Here is a 14,940-nt window from a genome sequence, read left to right on the forward strand (position 1 = left end):
AAAGCGCTCCGGTGGTCCGATGCAGACGACCGGATCACGATCGCGTGTCGCGATCGACGCGGCGGGCGAGAACGTAGCCGGCGAGCACCGCCACGCCCGCCAGCGTCCACGGCCCCACGGCGCGGGCCAGTTTCTGCCCGCCCTTCAACGCCAGTTCCTCGGGTTTCAGGTCGCGCACCGTCTCGCCGAGCCCCTGCATCGCGCTCATCGTCGCCGCGCCGAGATCCGCCGCCGGTTGCGGGGGGCGGGTACGCCTGCGCGCGGCGAGCGTTGTCGCCAGCCATATGATGGCGGCCGCTCCCAGGTAGACGCCCGCCACGATCAGCGATGCGCTGACCGGGTCCAGCATGCGTGCGAGCGTTCGATGCCCGGCGGCGGTGAGAAAGCCCACGCCGACGGCAGCGAAGATGGCCGCAACGACAAGCCCGACGGCGCGCAAGACGGCGCGCCGTGCATCATCGCGCAGGCGCGCGGTTTGCGCCGCGAAAACCTGCGCGCCGAGCAACGCCCTGATAAGGCCGATCATACCCGCCGGCTCAACAGGCCGATCACGAAGCCCACGCCCGCGGCGATGAGAACCGATTGCACCGGGTTCTTTTCGATGCAGGCCTCGACCTGCGACGTGGCGGAGCGCACGCTGTCCTGGGCGTCGGAAGCCAGACGCCGCCCGGCTTCGCCGACCGACGCCGTGGTGGACGAAACGGTTTCGGCGATGCTGTCCGCCGCGCCCTTGACGCCGGCGCGCGCGCTCTCCGTCTCCCGGCGCACAAGGTCCGCCACCGAATCGGTGAGCGTGCGGATATCGTTGCGCAGGGTCTCGATGTCGGCGTTGAACGCGTTTTCGGTTTTCTCTGCCATGATGCGATCCTTTCGGGGGTGAGATTGTGGGGTGAAGGGCGACGCCAGCCCCGGCCTGCGGGCTGACGCCTGTCGGTGACGCGGTGAACTGGAGCAGTTTGCGTTCAAACCGATCCATCGAATTGAACGCAAGTTGCGGTAAAATATAGAATTTGGAGCGGCGTGACGATTCCACTTGAATGCACTCCGCTCTAAAAACGCTGGACGGCCGGCTCAGAGCCGCGAAGTCCAGTCGTCGATCTCGCGCTCCGCCTGCTCCTTGGCGTAGCCGTAACGTTCCTGGAGGCGACCGGCGAGTTCCTCGCGCTTGCCGTCGATGACGGTGAGGTCGTCGTCGGTGAGCTCGCCCCATTGTTGTTTCACCTGACCGGTGAACTGCTTCCAGTTGCCTTGAATCCGATCCCAAGTGTTCTGTGCAGTGCTCATGATAATGTCTCCCTGTAGGTTGGACAACAGAGGAACGTGCGCACAGAGGAAAGGTTCCGTATACGTCTGTTCACCTTGCGGCCGAAAGGCGTGTATGCGGCGCGCGAAAGCGCGCTTTCGCTCTCCCATTCCCAAAAAATTGCTTTATTGTCCGCTGGCTGATGATCGAACCGTGACCTGAGCGGAACACCACTTGCCAAACGACCCGTCGCTATCCACGCCCGCCGTTTCCGCCGCCTCGCCCGTTCTGGTGACGGGGGTTGCGGGTTTCGTCGGGTTCCATGTCGCCCGCCGCCTGCTGGAGCGGGGCGAGACGGTGGTGGGGGTCGACCGCCTGTCGCCCTATTACGATCCCGCGCTGAAGGAGGCGCGGCTCGCGGCGCTGGGCGGATATGCCGGTTTTCGCGCCTTGCGGTTCGATCTCGCCGATGCGGCCGCGACGGCGGCGACGTTCGCCGAGGTCGCGCCGCGCAAGGTGGTGCATCTTGCCGCCCAGCCGGGCGTGCGTCAGTCGCTGGTCGATCCGCATCCTTATGTCGGCGACAACGTGGTGGCCTTTCTCAACGTGCTGGAAGGCTGCCGCCATGCCGGCATCGCGCATCTGGTCTATGCCTCGTCCAGCTCCGTCTACGGCGCCAACCGCAAGGTGCCCTTTTGCGAGCGCGACAATGTCGACCATCCGGTCAGCCTCTACGCGGCGACGAAGAAGTCCAACGAGCTGATGGCGCATTCCTATGCGCATCTCTACGGCCTGCCGGCGACGGGGCTGCGTTTCTTCACCGTCTACGGGCCTTGGGGCCGGCCGGACATGGCCGTCTACATCTTTACGGATGCGATCGCGCGCGGGCTGCCGATCAGCGTCGCGAACGGCGGGCAGGTGTGGCGCGACTTCACCTATGTCGACGACGTGGCGGAAGGCGTGCTGCGCGTGCTCGATCGCCCCGCCGCGCCGAACCCGCTCTGGGACGGGCTTGCGCCGGACCCCGCCACCTCGTCGGCGCCGCATCGCGTCTACAATATCGGCAACAACCGTCCCGAGGAACTCAACCGGCTGATCGCGATCATCGAGGATGCGCTGGGCAGCAAGGCCGTGCGCACCGACATGCCGCTGCCGCCCGGCGACATGCTGGAGACGGCGGCGGACATCGCCGATCTCGTCCGCGACACCGGCTTCGCGCCCGCGACGGCCCTTGAGGACGGCGTGCGCCGCTTCGTGGACTGGTATCGCGCCTATCACGGGGCATGACGTGCTGGCCGTCGCCGTTCTGCTTGCCGCGCTCGCGCTGTCATACGGGCTGATCGTCGCGCTGCGGCCGCTGTTGCAGCGCTATGCGCTGGCGCGTCCCAACGCCCGTTCCAGCCACCGGATTCCGACCCCGCAGGGCGGCGGCATCGCGGTTGTCGCGGCGGCGCTCGTCTGCGCGGGCGCGGGGCTCGCGCTCGCCGGGCCGGCGGCGGACCTGCCGGGCTTCCTGCTGCTGGCGGCGGCGGCCGTCGGGCTTGCCGTGGTGGGGGCCGTCGACGACATCCGTCCGCTTCCGGCCTCGTTGCGGCTTGTCATTCAGGCGCTGGCGGTGGCGTTTGCGCTGGCGGGCGCGGGGGTGGGCACGCTGTTTCCCGCCCTGCCGGCGGCGGCCGAGTGGCTGCTGGTCGCGCTCGCCGGCATCTGGTTCGTCAACCTCGTCAACTTCATGGACGGGCTCGACTGGATGACGGTCGCCGAAATGGCGCCCGTCACGGCGGCGCTGGCACTGTTCGCGGCTTTCGGTCGGCTCGATCCGGCGAGCGGCGTCATCGCGGCGGCGCTGCTCGGCGCTCTCATCGGTTTCGCGCCGTTCAACCGGCCTGTGGCGCGGCTTTTTCTCGGCGATGTCGGATCGCTGCCCATCGGGCTCATCGTCGGTTTTCTGCTCTACCGGCTTGCGGGGGAGGGTGGGCTTGCGGCGGCGCTGCTGCTGCCGCTCTACTATCTGTGCGATGCCACGATCACGCTGCTGCGTCGCCTGTCGCGCGGTGAAAAGGTGTGGGAGGCCCATCGCAGCCATTTCTACCAGCGCGCCACCGACAACGGCTGGTCCGTGCCGGCCGTCATCGCCCATGTGGCAGGGCTCAACGGGCTGCTCGCGCTGCTCGCCGGGCTGACGCTGGCCGTCGACGCGCCCGTTTGGCAAGGGGCGGCGCTGGCGGCGGGGGGGGCGCTGGTCGGCCTCGTGCTGTTTCGTTTTTCGGTGAGGCGATAGCGGGAGCGGGCGGGATGCGGATATTGCTCACGGGGGCGAGCGGCTTCATCGGTCGTCATCTGACGGCGGCGCTGCTGCGCGATGGCCATGTCGTGCGCGCCGCGCTGCGGGAGGACATCGCCCTTGCGCCGGAGGTGGAGCGCGCTGTCGTCGGCGACATCGGCGGTTCGCCGGACTGGCGGGCGGCGCTGGCGGGCGTCGACGCCGTTGTCCATTCCGCCGGCATCGCCCATGCCGGCCCCGAGATTCTGCCGGAGCGTTATCGGCAGGTGAATCACGCCGCCACGCTGCATCTCGCGCATGCGGCGCGGGGGCGGGTGGGGCGTTTCGTCTTCCTGTCCTCGATCCGCGCCCAGACGGGGCCTTCCAGCGCCACGGTGCTGAGCGAGGCGGATGCGCCGCACCCGACCGACGACTACGGCCGTTCGAAACTGGCGGCCGAGCGCGACCTGGCCGAGATCGACGGGCTGTTCGCCGCGTCGCTGCGGCCGGTGCTGGTTTACGGGGAGGGCGTGCGCGGCAACATGGGCGCGCTCATCCGCCTTGCGCGCCTGCCGCTTCCGCTGCCGTTCGGCGCGTTGCGCGCGCGGCGCTCGCTGGTGGCGGTGGAGACGGTGGCGGATGCGGTGCGCCATCTGCTCACGGCGCGCGACGCCGACGGCGCGCCGCTCGCGGGGCCGTTCATCGTCGCCGATCCGGGGCCGCTCGATGTCGGGGAGATCGTCGCCGCCCTGCGGGCGGGCATGGGGCGCCGGCCCGGCCTTCTCGGCGTGCCGCTGCCTCTGCTGCGCGCCGGCCTGATACCGGTGGGACGCGCGGCGCTGCTGGAGCGGCTCGACAGCCCGCTCGTCGTCGACGGCGGGCGGCTCGCCCGGTCGGGCTTTACGCCGGCCGTTTCGTCGCGGGAGGGGCTGCGTCGGCTTGGTGCGTTGCTGGCGCGGCGATAGGGCGGCGGGCGAAATCGGGAATCGCGGCATCGAACACGGCTTCGGCCGCCGCCCGGTCGTAGCGCGTCACCGCGTCCTCGAGTTGCGCGAGCCAGACGCCGAGCTGTATCCGGCTGGCGAAGACGGCCCGCGCCGCCATCACGCCGTCGATGCCGGTTTCGGTGATGGTTTCGTCGTGCGCGAACAGGATTTCGTGCAGGCGCTCGCCGGGCCGGATGCCGGTGACGGCGATCTCGATCTCGGTGCCGGGCTCGAAGCCCGCGAGCCGGATCATGCGTTCGGCCATGTCGTGAATGCGCACCGGCTGGCCCATCTTCAGCACGTAGACCGAAGGACGCTCGGTTTCGGCCGGCGCCTCGCGCATGTCGCGATCTGCATGGGAGGCGGCGGTGAGCACCAGATTGCACGCCTCGCGCACCGTCATGAAATAGCGCACCATGTCCTTGTGCGTCACCGTCACCGGCCCGCCGCGGGCGATCTGCGCCTTGAACTTGGGCACCACCGAGCCGTTCGAGCCCAGCACGTTGCCGAAGCGCACGGCGATGAGCCGCGGCGCGCCGGGATCGTGCGCCCGCGCGCTGTCCAGCGCCTGCGCGTACATCTCCGCGAACCGCTTGGTCGCGCCGAGCATGGAGACGGGCTCGATGGCCTTGTCGGTGGAGATCATCACGAAGGCGCGCGCCCCGGCCGCGAGGGCGGCGTCGGCGGCGTTCACGGAGCCGAAGACGTTGGTGCGGACGCCCTCCGCCCAGTCCTGCTCCAGATAGGGCACATGCTTCAGCGCGGCGGCATGGAACACCACGTAGGGGCGATAGTCGGCGAGCAGCCGGTGGAGCCGCGCGCTGTCGCGCACATCGGCGATGGCCCCGTGGACGACGAGGCCGGCAGCGGATGCGGCATCGAGCGCGCGCAGTTCCTCGGTGATCTGGTGCAGGGCCGGTTCGGAATTCTCGATCACCAGGATGTCGGAGGCGCCGAAGGCGGCCGCCCGCATGCAGATCTCGCTGCCGATGGAGCCGCCGCCGCCCGTCACCGCCACGCGTTTGCCGCGGATGAAGCGCGCCAGCCGTTCGTGGTCGATCTCCACGGTGGGGCGCAACAGCAGATCCTCGATCTCGACGGGGGCGAGCGAGGCGATGCCGCCGGCAATCTCGCCCGTCATCTCGCCCTTGCCGACATCGAGCCCTTGCAGCCGCGAGAGCGGAAGGCCGAGCTTGCGCGCGCGCGCCAGCAGATGCTCGCGCTCCGCCTCCTGCCCCAGCGCGCTCGGCGCAAGCACGAGGCGGCGGATGTTGTAGCCGCGCTCGGCGAAATCCGCGACCGCCTGTTCGAGATCGGCAAAGCGGCCCACCACCGGCACGCCGCGAATGGACTGGCCGAGATCGCTGTCGCGCGGCGTCAGGATGCCCTTGGGCTGGATCTTGCGCAGCGCCCCCGATTCGATGGCGCGCAGCAGCACTTCCGCATCCGAGCCGCGCCCGAGGATGAGCGCGGGCACCGCGCCCTCGCGTACCAGCGTCTGCCGCGATTGCGCGTATTTCAGGTAGCGATAGGCGAGACGCGGCCCCCCCAGCAGGAAGAGTTGCAGCATCCAGTAGAGGACGATGGTGATCTTGCCGAAGAAGAAGAAGCCGTAGAACGTGCTCGACGCCAGCACGTAGTCCACCACGAGCAACGTCAGCGCCAGAACGGTGACGGCGCGCAGGATGTTGGCGAGATCGGGCAGGGAGGCGAAGCGCCAGCGCGATTTGTAGAGCGCGAAGATCCAGTAGACGATGCCCGCGTAGGCCACGAATCCGGGCAGGATGATCGGCAACGCGTCGAGGCGCGTGTCCAGCATCGGCCCCTCGAACCGCATGGCGAAGGCCAGCGCCACCGCCAGCCCGGTCATGACGAGGTCATGGGCGATGATGAGGAATTTCTTGAAACCGGTCGATGAGCGGGTGTGCGTCGTGGTCATTGCCCGCCGGGTATCCGCCGCGCGGCGCCTGTTGTCAATGTCCGGGCCGCCGCATCAGCGCGGCGCCCGCTTGGCGAGTATCCGTTGCAGCGTGCGCCGGTGCATGTTGAGGCGGCGCGCCGTTTCCGACACGTTGCGGCTGCATGCCTCGTAGATGCGCTGGATATGCTCCCAGCGCACGCGATCCGCCGACATCGGATTCTCCGGCACCGGCGCGCGCTCGCCGGAGCGCGAGATCAGCGCGGCGTGGATTTCGTCCGCATCCGCCGGTTTGGCCAGATAGTCGAACGCGCCGAGCTTCACCGCCGTCACGGCGGTGGCGATGTTGCCGTATCCCGTCAGGATGATGCCGCGCGCATCGGGCCGCACTTCGCTCAGGCGGGTGATGGCGTCGAGGCCGTTGCCGTCGGCAAGGCGCATGTCGATGACGGCGTAGGCCGGCGGATCTTCCTCGATCAGCGCGATGCCGCCCGCCACCGTATCGGCGGTGCGGACCTCGTATCCCCGCTGTTCCATCGCACGGGCGAGGCGGGTGAGGAAGGCGTGGTCGTCGTCGACGATCACAAGGCTCCTGTCGCCGGCCGGGCCATCCGTGTCCGTTTCGGGCTCCTGCGCGTCAGTCATTGCACTCCTCCTTAACGCCGGCATCACTTTATGCACCATTTCGCCGCGTTCGCAAATTCCGGGAGGACGGAAATTGCCGGGCAAGATATCGCGCGCGGGTGTTGACAACTCCGGGCCGCCGTCATGCCTTGCCGTTGACCTGCGCCGGCTCGAATGCCCGCCGCGGCCATATCACCGTCACGATGGCCCCTTCCTCCGGCGTCGGCGCGTTCGTCCAGTGCACTTCGGCGCCGGAGCGCTCGATGAGCGTCTTGGCGATGAACACGCCGAGCCCGTGGCCGTTGGCGTCGCCGTCGCCGTCGTCGCTTCGCCGCGTGATGCCCCGCCGCTCCGCGCCGCGCGAGGTGACATAGGGTTCCCCCAGCCGCAGCAGGATGTCCGGCGTGAAGCCCGGCCCGTCGTCGCGCACCGTCAGCGACACCGTATCCGCCGTCCAGCGTGCCTCGATGCGCACCTGCGTGCGGGCGTAGTCGACCGCGTTGTCGACGATGTTGCCGAGCCCGTAGAGCACGCCGGGGTTGCGGGCGGTCACGGGCTCGCGGCCCTCTCCCTCGCAGGTGATGGCGATCGGCACGTCGAAGCCGCGCTGCGGGCCGGCCACTTCCTCGATGAGATGCGAGAGGGTGAGCCTGTCCAGCGGGCCGGCGTCGTTCGTGCCGAGCGAGGTCAGCGTCGCCAGGATCTCGCGGCAGCGGCCGACCTGCTCCCGCAGCAGCGCGATATCCTCCGCCATCGGATGCCCCGGACCGATGGAATGATCGAGCTCGCGCACCACGAGCGCGATGGTGGCCAGCGGCGTGCCCAGCTCGTGCGCGGCAGCGGCGGCGAGGCCGTCGAGCTGCGACAGGTGCTGCTCGCGCTCCAGCACCAGTTCCGTCGCGGAAAGGGCGTGCGCGAGCTGGCGCGCCTCCTCCGCCACACGCCAGGCGTAGACGCCGGTGAAGCCGAGCCCGAGCTGGATGGCCCACCAGATGCCGATGACATAGGGCAGCGGCAGGGCCAGCGTCTCGCCCGGAATCCAGGGCAGCGGCAGGTGGAAGAAGGCGAGGCCCGTGGTGAGCGCCAGCGCGAAGCCCCCCAGCAGGAGCGTGCGCCAGGGCGGCAGCGCCGTCGCGGAGATCATCACCGGCGCGAGAACCAGCAGCGAGAAGGGGTTTTGCAGGCCGCCGGTCAGAAACAGCAGCACGCATAATTGCAGGACATCGAAGCCCAGAATGAGCGACGCCAGCGCCGGATCGAGCCGCGCGCTCATCGGATACCGGATGCGCAGCACGATGTTGAGCAGGGCCGAACAGGCGATCGTCAGAAAGCAGGGGCCGAACGACAACGGATAACCGAGCCCCAGATGCACCCCCGCCACGGCCGCGCTCTGGCCGATGACCGCGAGCCAGCGCAGGCGCACCAGCGTGTCGACCTTCAGCCTGTGAGCGCCGTGTACCGTCTCGACGCCTCCGTCCCTGTCCATCGCCGCCCCCTCGCGGCCGCGCCGGGCCGCCCGGACGCTATACCCGACGAAGCGCGGCGAGTCATGTCCACAGATCATCCGGGGACGGGCCGTGCGAATCGTCCATCGACGCCGCAGGGTGATTCGCGCCGTGGCCTTTCGGAGGCCGTTTTTCCGACGCCGGCGCAGCACGGCGTTGCTCGCGGATGCGGCAAGGCTGTTAAAAATATGTTAATAGTTACAAGAGAAACTTGTTGCAGGGCAAAAAAGTTCCCTGATTCGCGTTAACTGAATTTGAAAGTTTTGATTGAAACAATTACGCTCCGGCTAACGTTCACGAGGATGAAAGCGGGGAAGGCAGGCGCTCCGCGCATGCCGGAGGCGCTCAGGAAAAGCCCGGATCGGGAACAGGGGAAACCGGAAGCTGGAAGATCCAGCGCGGCGTTCCCGCCGGGCCAATCCCGGTGAAGGCACAGACCGGCGGGGAGGCGCGCTTGTCGCGTTTCCCCTGGGAGGACTTGCGCGTTCGTGCGTGTCAGAGCGCATGGCGCCACAATGATGGAGGCCGGGATCATGAATCTCGCCTATTACTGGTATGAGGCGGCTTATGCTTTCGCGCGGCCCGCCCGCACGGTGACGAATGCAACCCGCTACGCGTTCAGCGTTCCCGTCAATCCCTTGAGCCATACGACGTATGGGCGCACGGTTTCGGCCGCCTGCGAGCTTTTCGAGCGCTCCACGCGCCGTTACGCCAAGCCGGCGTTCGATTTCGGCGAGGTCGAGATCGAGGGGCGCCGCGTCGCCATCCGCGAGCGCGAGGTCTGGACGGCACCGTTCTGCCGGCTGATCCGCTTCGAGCGGCAGGGCGGCCCGCGCCAGCAGCCGAAACTGTTGATCGTGGCGCCGATGTCCGGCCACTACGCCACGCTGCTGCGCGGCACGGCGGAGCGCTTCCTCGCCACGCACGACGTTTATATCACCGACTGGGTGGATGCCTCGACGGTGCCGCTGTCCGAGGGGCGTTTCGATCTCGACGACTACATCGATTACGTCATCGCCATGTTGCGCCTGCTCGGTCCCGACGTTCACGTCATGGGCGTGTGCCAGCCGGCGGTGCCGGTGATCGCGGCGGTGGCGCGCATGGAGGCGATGGACGATCCGGCCGCGCCGCGTTCGATGACGCTGATGGGCGGCCCGATCGACACGCGCGAGAGCCCGACCGAGGTCAACCGTCTCGCCCAGGAGCGGGGCATTGCCTGGTTCCGGCGCAACTGCATCACGCGGGTGCCGTTCACGCGCCCCGGCTTCATGCGCGACGTCTATCCGGGTTTCCTGCAACTCTCCGGCTTCATGGCGATGAATCTCGACCGTCATCTCATCGCCCACCACGACATGTTCCAGCATCTCGTGGCCGGCGACGGCGATTCGGCCGAGAAGCAGCGCGCCTTCTACGATGAATATCTGGCCGTGATGGATCTCACCGCCGAGTTCTATTTGCAGACGGTGGAAAACGTCTTCGTCGAGCAGTTGTTGCCGAGGGGCGGCTTGCAGCATCGCGGCGAGCGGGTCGACCTCTCCGCCATCCGCCGCACCGCCCTGATGACGGTGGAAGGCGAGCGCGACGATATCTCCGGCGTGGGGCAGACGAAGGCCGCGCATCGGCTGTGTCCGCATCTGCCCGATGATTTGCGCGAGCACCACCTGCAACTTGGCGTCGGGCATTACGGCGTGTTCAACGGCCGGCGCTTCGTGACGGAAATCGCCCCGCGCATCGCCGCCTTCATCGAGCGGGTGGATGCGATACGCGACGGCGAGGCCGGCGAACGCCCGGCGCAGCGGCGTCCGGCCTTGCGCCCGGCGCTGGAGGCGGTGGCCTGACCGGGCGGCGGACGCAGTCGGGTTGACAGCGGCCGCGGATGGCGCACAGATAGGCGCTCCTTTCCTGTGATCCAGGCCATGTCCCGCTTCTTGCCGATCTGACAGCCGATGTTGACCCGTCTGTTCCGCGGCCGCCGGCCTCCGGCGCCCGATCCCGCCCCGGACTATGTCGATGTCGCGCACGCGGGAAGCGTGTTTCGCGTGCGGGTCGTTCGCCGCGCGGGCGTGAAACGCTTCACGTTGCGCGTTTCGCTGGCGACCGGCACGGCGACCATGACCATGCCGGCGCGCAGCGATATCGCCGCCGCGCGCCGGTTTCTCGACGCGCACGGCGACTGGCTGGCGCAACGCATGCAAAGCGTGCCCGGCCGCGTGCCTTTCGAGCCCGGCGCGCTCATCCCGCTGCGCGACGTGCCGCACCGGATCGTGCACTGGAGCGGCCTTCGCGGGCAGGCATCGGCGACGGTCGACGCGGCGGGCGCGCCGATCATCTCCGTGACCGGCGAGGCGCCGCATGTGGCGCGCCGCGTGCGGGATTTTCTTCAGGCGGAAGCGCGCCGCGATCTGTCGCAGGCCGTCGCCCGGTATACGCGCGCGCTCGGCGTGCCGGCCCGCAGCATCACCCTGCGGGACACGAAAAGCCGCTGGGGCTCGTGCTCGGCGCAGGGACGGCTCAATTTCTCCTGGCGGCTCATCCTCGCGCCGCCGCTGGTGCTCGACTATCTGGCCGCGCACGAGGTCGCCCATCTGCGCGAACTCAACCATTCGGACCGTTTCTGGGCGCTCACCCACGAACTCTGCCCCGCGACGCCGCAGGCCGAGGCATGGTTGAAGCGCCACGGCAGTCTGTTGCACCGATACGGATAGAGGAGCGCGGGCAACCGCCGGTTCCGTTCGGGCGGAACGCGCTCCGAACGACAGGCGGGCCTGACGGGGGCCGATGAGCCAAGCCCATCGGCCGTTGGCGTTACTTCTTCAGAAATGCGTCGACCGCCGCACGGGCGACCTGCGGGTCGTCCGAGAAAACGGCGTTGACGCCGGCGTTCAGATACACGGTGATCTCGCCGATGCTGTCGCCGCGCGCTGTCTTGTCGCCGGCCGGCTCCTTGCGGAAGCTTGCGGGCAGGAAGTTGTTCTCCGGGCGCAGCGTCCAGATGACGACCGGCAGGCCGGCGTTATGCGCGCGCTCCGCGAGGCCGGTGGGCTCGCCCGCCTTGCCGTCCTTGAAGGGAACGATCAACGTCTTGTAGGGCGCGAGGATGTCGGCGTAGGTGCCGATTTCCTTGAAGCGATGATAGACAGGCGGCGCGTCCGGCCGATGACGATGACGCTTGCGGCGGCGGCCGCCTCAGCTCACGGGCGCGCTGGAGTCGAGCTTCCCGATGTCCTCCAGCAGCCGCTTCGCCTCGCCCGATCCGCCCGGCGCGTAGTTGTAGTTCCGGAACAGGCCCGCGAGCTTCGTGAAGTGGCGGCGCACCGCCTCCTTGTCCTCGAAGGCGTAGGGGCGGGTGGCGATGGAGTGGACGAGGCCGAAAAGCTCCTTCTGGCGCTCCGGCGGAGAGGAGGCGTCGACGGGATCGAAGGCGTCCTGCTGGAGGAACACCATGTCCACGAAGCGCGCCGCCTCGGCGGTAACGAAGTCGTCGGTGCTGATGCCTTCCTCGCCCGCCACCTGCTCCATGCGCGCGATCTCGTCGCCGCGCCGCAGCAGCGCGGCCAGTTCGTCGACCTGCCGGTTCCAGCCCGCGCCCATGCGTTCCGCGTACCAGCCTTCAAGTTGCTGACGGTAGCGCGACCACGATTGCAGCGGGTCGATGGCGGGGTAGAAACGCTTGTAGGCGCGGTCGTAGGAGAGGCCGAGGAAGCACTTGACGGCGGCGAGCGTCGATTGCGTCACCGGCTCCTCGAAATTGCCGCCTGCCGGCGACACCGCGCCGATGATGGTGAGCGCGCCCCGCGCGCCGTCGTTGGTGGCGAGCAGGCCCGCCCGCTCGTAGACGCCCTTGATGGCGCTGTCGAGATAGGCGGGAAAGGCTTCCTCGCCGGGGATCTCCTCCAGCCGGCCGGATATCTCGCGCATCGCCTGCGCCCAGCGCGAGGAACTGTCCGCGATCATCAGCACGCGCAGCCCCATCTGGCGATAATATTCGCCGATGGTGATGCCCGTATAGATGGACGCCTCGCGCGAGGCGACCGGCATCGAGGACGTGTTGCACACGATCACCGTGCGGTCCATCAATGCATTGCCGGTTCTCGGGTCGACCAGTTGCGGAAACTCGGTGATCGTTTCCACGACCTCGCCGGCGCGCTCGCCGCAGGCGACGAGGATGACGACATCGACATCCGAATGGCGGGCGATGAGGTTGAGCAGCACGGTCTTGCCGGCGCCGAACGGGCCGGGAATGCAGGCCGCGCCGCCCTGCGCCACCGGGAAGAACGTATCGACGATGCGCTGGGTCGTCACCATCGGCTCGTCGGGATAGAGGCGGGTGGAAAAGCCCCTGGCGAGCAGGCGGCGGGGCAGGGGCTCGCGCACCGGCCATTCCTGCTGCATGGTGACGATGCGCTCGGCGCCCGAATCCGCCTTCAGGCGCGCGAGCGGTTCCGCCACGGTCATGGAGCCGTCGCGGATCCAGTCGACCGTCACCATCTCGTCGAGATCGAACGGCACCATGATCTTGTGCTTGATCGGCCCTTCCGGCACGAGGCCGAGCACGTCGCCGGCCTTCACCCTGTCGCCGACGCGCCGGGTCGCGGCGAAGGCCCATTTCGCCGCCGGGTCGAGGCCCGCCACCTCCACGCCGCGCGGCAGGAACAGCCCGTGCCCGGCCGCGAGGCCCTCCAGCGGGTTCTGGAGGCCGTCGTAGACCTGCCCCAGCAGGCCGGGACCGAGGCGGATCGACAGCAGGCGGCCGGTCTGCTCCACCGGGTCGCCGAGGCCGATGCCCACGGTGCTTTCGAACACCTGCGCGTCGGCGGTGTCGCCGCGCACGCGCAGCACCTCGCCCTTGAGCCTCCGGCCGGGAACGCGGGCGGGCAGGATGTAGACGACCTCGTTCTTGACGAGGCGGCCGCGCTCGGGATCGGCAAGGCGCAGGCGGACGATATCCTCTTGCACGGCGGCGACGGTCGCTGTCGGCGCGGGGGCGGCAGCGGTGGCGGATGTCTGGGTCATGTCGCGCTCTCGAATGTCGGAAGGCTGTCGGCAAGCGCCTCGTCCAGCAGGCGGGCGAAGCGCGACGTGGCGGCGGCGGTGTCGTATTTCGCCCAGTTGTCGACGATGGACCAGCGCAGCAGGTAGACGGCGACGGCCTCGAGGTCGAACGTATGGGCCGGCGCGTGGCGGCCTGTCGCGTTCCAGACCGCTTGCAGGATCACCCGTTCGAGCCCCGCCGTATCGCCGCTTGCCAGCTTCTCCTGCGCTTCCGTCACCCACGGAAAGGCGCGCGCGACGCCGAACGCCGGATCGGCCCAATGCGCGCGGATGGTGGCGAGGAAGCGGCCGAACCCCCAGGGCGGCGTGCCGGCTGCGGGCGCGTCCTCGCCGGCGTGGCGGCGGCGCAACGCGGCCACCAGCGTGCGGATTTCCAGCCGGTCGCGCACCAGCTCGCGCAGCGTCTCGCTTTCGAGGGAAGCGATGACCCGCCCGGCGCGGGCGAGCACGGTCGCGTCCTCGATGTCGCCGCGCAGGCGCTCCCACGCCACGACATTGGCGATGTCGTCGAGCTGCGCCCGGTCGGCCGGGGTGAGTTCGGAGAGCCGCTCCTCGATCTGGAGCCACGTGATCGGCGGCGATTGCGCCTCCAGAAACCCGCCGAGGTCGGGCAGGCTGGCCACCAGCATGACGTAGCGGTCCGCGCCGCTCATTTGACGACGCCTTCCAGCAGCGCGCGGAAGCGCGGTTGCAGGTGCGCGAGAAGCATGTCGGCGACCGCGCCGTCGGTGAGATCGACGCTGACGCCCCTGTCGGACAGATGGATGCGCAGGCCGTCCGCCTCGTCCTCCGCGCGCGTGAAGGTCACGCCCTCGCGCAGCATGCCGGCCGCGCAGGCGGCGGCGAAATGCGCGAGGGAGCCTTCCTTCAGCTCCTCCGGGTTGCGGCGCAGCTCGTCGAGCCCCACGGCCGCGCGCGGCAGATGAAACACCACCTCCCGCGCCGCGTCGACGCCCGCTTCCTCGCGCATCCGGCCGGCGACCGCGAGGATCATGCGTTTCAGCAGTTCCTCGTCGCGCATGGAAGCGGAGGTCATCCGGCGCACGTCGCCGGCGAAGCGGCGGGAGAGATAGTCGCGCAGGTCGAGCACCGCGTCGCGGGCGGCGGCCTTCAGCGCATCCTCGCCGGCGCGCTGGAGATTGGCGGCCTCGCGGCGGGCCTTTTCCAGCATCGCGCCCGCCTGCGCCTCCGCATCCTCGATGGTGGCGCGCGCCAGCGCCTGCGCCTCGCCCACGATCCGCTCGGCCTCCTGCCGGCCCGCTTCCACGCCCTCGTCCCGCAGGCGGGCGATCAGCGCCTCGACGCCCGACGCCGTGCGCTGCGCCGCTGTCCGTTCACTCATGCGCGAC

General features: G+C 69.1%; 15 protein-coding genes. 5 read left to right on the forward strand and 10 right to left on the reverse strand.

All coding sequences use genetic code 11. The annotated features are described in order from the left end of the window. Positions 1 to 34: 34 nt before the first annotated feature. The 3 genes from ACOYJQ_RS03645 to ACOYJQ_RS03655 all read right to left on the reverse strand — a co-directional run bounded on the left by ACOYJQ_RS03645 (position 35) and on the right by ACOYJQ_RS03655 (position 1,284). A complete protein-coding gene (locus ACOYJQ_RS03645; protein ID WP_433456488.1) occupies positions 35 to 526 on the reverse strand; it encodes a phage holin family protein in 492 nt (163 codons plus the stop codon). Then, complete coding sequence (locus tag ACOYJQ_RS03650; protein ID WP_433456490.1) at positions 523 to 858, reverse strand: DUF883 family protein; 336 nt, start codon at positions 856 to 858, stop codon at positions 523 to 525. Before ACOYJQ_RS03650 ends, ACOYJQ_RS03645 begins: the two co-directional genes overlap by 4 nt. A gap of 213 nt (positions 859 to 1,071) precedes the next feature. Further along, entirely contained in the window at positions 1,072 to 1,284 is a 213-nt protein-coding gene (locus ACOYJQ_RS03655) for a CsbD family protein (protein WP_433456492.1), read from the reverse strand. Positions 1,285 to 1,477: 193 nt separating this feature from the next. Between ACOYJQ_RS03655 and ACOYJQ_RS03660 the strand changes: the two genes are divergently transcribed. Genes ACOYJQ_RS03660 through ACOYJQ_RS03670 form a run of 3 tightly spaced genes read left to right on the forward strand, consistent with a single transcriptional unit; the run spans position 1,478 to position 4,471 of the window. Further along, entirely contained in the window at positions 1,478 to 2,530 is a 1,053-nt protein-coding gene (locus tag ACOYJQ_RS03660; RefSeq protein WP_433456494.1) for an NAD-dependent epimerase/dehydratase family protein, read from the forward strand. A gap of 1 nt (position 2,531) precedes the next feature. After that, a complete protein-coding gene (locus ACOYJQ_RS03665; RefSeq protein WP_433456496.1) occupies positions 2,532 to 3,524 on the forward strand; it encodes a glycosyl transferase in 993 nt (330 codons plus the stop codon). Positions 3,525 to 3,538: 14 nt separating this feature from the next. Continuing rightward, entirely contained in the window at positions 3,539 to 4,471 is a 933-nt protein-coding gene (locus ACOYJQ_RS03670) for an NAD-dependent epimerase/dehydratase family protein (protein ID WP_433456498.1), read from the forward strand. Here ACOYJQ_RS03670 and ACOYJQ_RS03675 read toward each other — a convergent pair. The 3 genes from ACOYJQ_RS03675 to ACOYJQ_RS03685 all read right to left on the reverse strand — a co-directional run bounded on the left by ACOYJQ_RS03675 (position 4,407) and on the right by ACOYJQ_RS03685 (position 8,520). Next, positions 4,407 to 6,431, reverse strand: coding sequence for an SDR family NAD(P)-dependent oxidoreductase (locus ACOYJQ_RS03675; protein WP_433456500.1), 2,025 nt, complete (start codon positions 6,429 to 6,431; stop codon positions 4,407 to 4,409). The genes ACOYJQ_RS03670 and ACOYJQ_RS03675 overlap by 65 nt on opposite strands. 54 nt (positions 6,432 to 6,485) lie before the next feature. After that, positions 6,486 to 7,055, reverse strand: coding sequence for an ActR/PrrA/RegA family redox response regulator transcription factor (locus ACOYJQ_RS03680; protein WP_433456502.1), 570 nt, complete (start codon positions 7,053 to 7,055; stop codon positions 6,486 to 6,488). Between the two features lie 121 nt (positions 7,056 to 7,176). Next, on the reverse strand, positions 7,177 to 8,520 hold the full coding sequence (locus ACOYJQ_RS03685; RefSeq protein ID WP_433456504.1) for an ActS/PrrB/RegB family redox-sensitive histidine kinase: 1,344 nt from the start codon (positions 8,518 to 8,520) through the stop codon (positions 7,177 to 7,179). Between the two features lie 552 nt (positions 8,521 to 9,072). On the opposite strand from ACOYJQ_RS03685, the gene ACOYJQ_RS03690 reads away from it, so the two are divergent. Both ACOYJQ_RS03690 and ACOYJQ_RS03695 read left to right on the forward strand, forming a co-directional pair. Further along, entirely contained in the window at positions 9,073 to 10,377 is a 1,305-nt protein-coding gene (locus ACOYJQ_RS03690) for a polyhydroxyalkanoate depolymerase (RefSeq protein ID WP_433456506.1), read from the forward strand. A gap of 108 nt (positions 10,378 to 10,485) precedes the next feature. Next, entirely contained in the window at positions 10,486 to 11,244 is a 759-nt protein-coding gene (locus tag ACOYJQ_RS03695; protein WP_433456508.1) for a M48 family metallopeptidase, read from the forward strand. 100 nt (positions 11,245 to 11,344) lie between these two features. Here the strand turns inward: ACOYJQ_RS03695 and ACOYJQ_RS03700 are convergent, their stop codons facing one another. The 4 genes from ACOYJQ_RS03700 to ACOYJQ_RS03715 all read right to left on the reverse strand — a co-directional run bounded on the left by ACOYJQ_RS03700 (position 11,345) and on the right by ACOYJQ_RS03715 (position 14,933). Next, on the reverse strand, positions 11,345 to 11,617 hold the full coding sequence (locus ACOYJQ_RS03700; RefSeq protein WP_433456510.1) for a hypothetical protein: 273 nt from the start codon (positions 11,615 to 11,617) through the stop codon (positions 11,345 to 11,347). Between the two features lie 108 nt (positions 11,618 to 11,725). After that, positions 11,726 to 13,552, reverse strand: coding sequence for a V-type ATP synthase subunit A (locus ACOYJQ_RS03705; RefSeq protein WP_433456512.1), 1,827 nt, complete (start codon positions 13,550 to 13,552; stop codon positions 11,726 to 11,728). Next, entirely contained in the window at positions 13,549 to 14,244 is a 696-nt protein-coding gene (locus ACOYJQ_RS03710) for a hypothetical protein (protein ID WP_433456514.1), read from the reverse strand. Before ACOYJQ_RS03710 ends, ACOYJQ_RS03705 begins: the two co-directional genes overlap by 4 nt. Then, positions 14,241 to 14,933: a hypothetical protein gene (locus ACOYJQ_RS03715; protein WP_433456516.1), complete on the reverse strand. Its 693-nt coding sequence runs from the start codon at positions 14,931 to 14,933 to the stop codon at positions 14,241 to 14,243. Before ACOYJQ_RS03715 ends, ACOYJQ_RS03710 begins: the two co-directional genes overlap by 4 nt. Positions 14,934 to 14,940: the final 7 nt, after the last annotated feature.

The organism is Pseudochelatococcus sp., assembly GCF_050946405.1.
In the GTDB taxonomy this organism is placed as follows: domain Bacteria; phylum Pseudomonadota; class Alphaproteobacteria; order Rhizobiales; family Beijerinckiaceae; genus Pseudochelatococcus.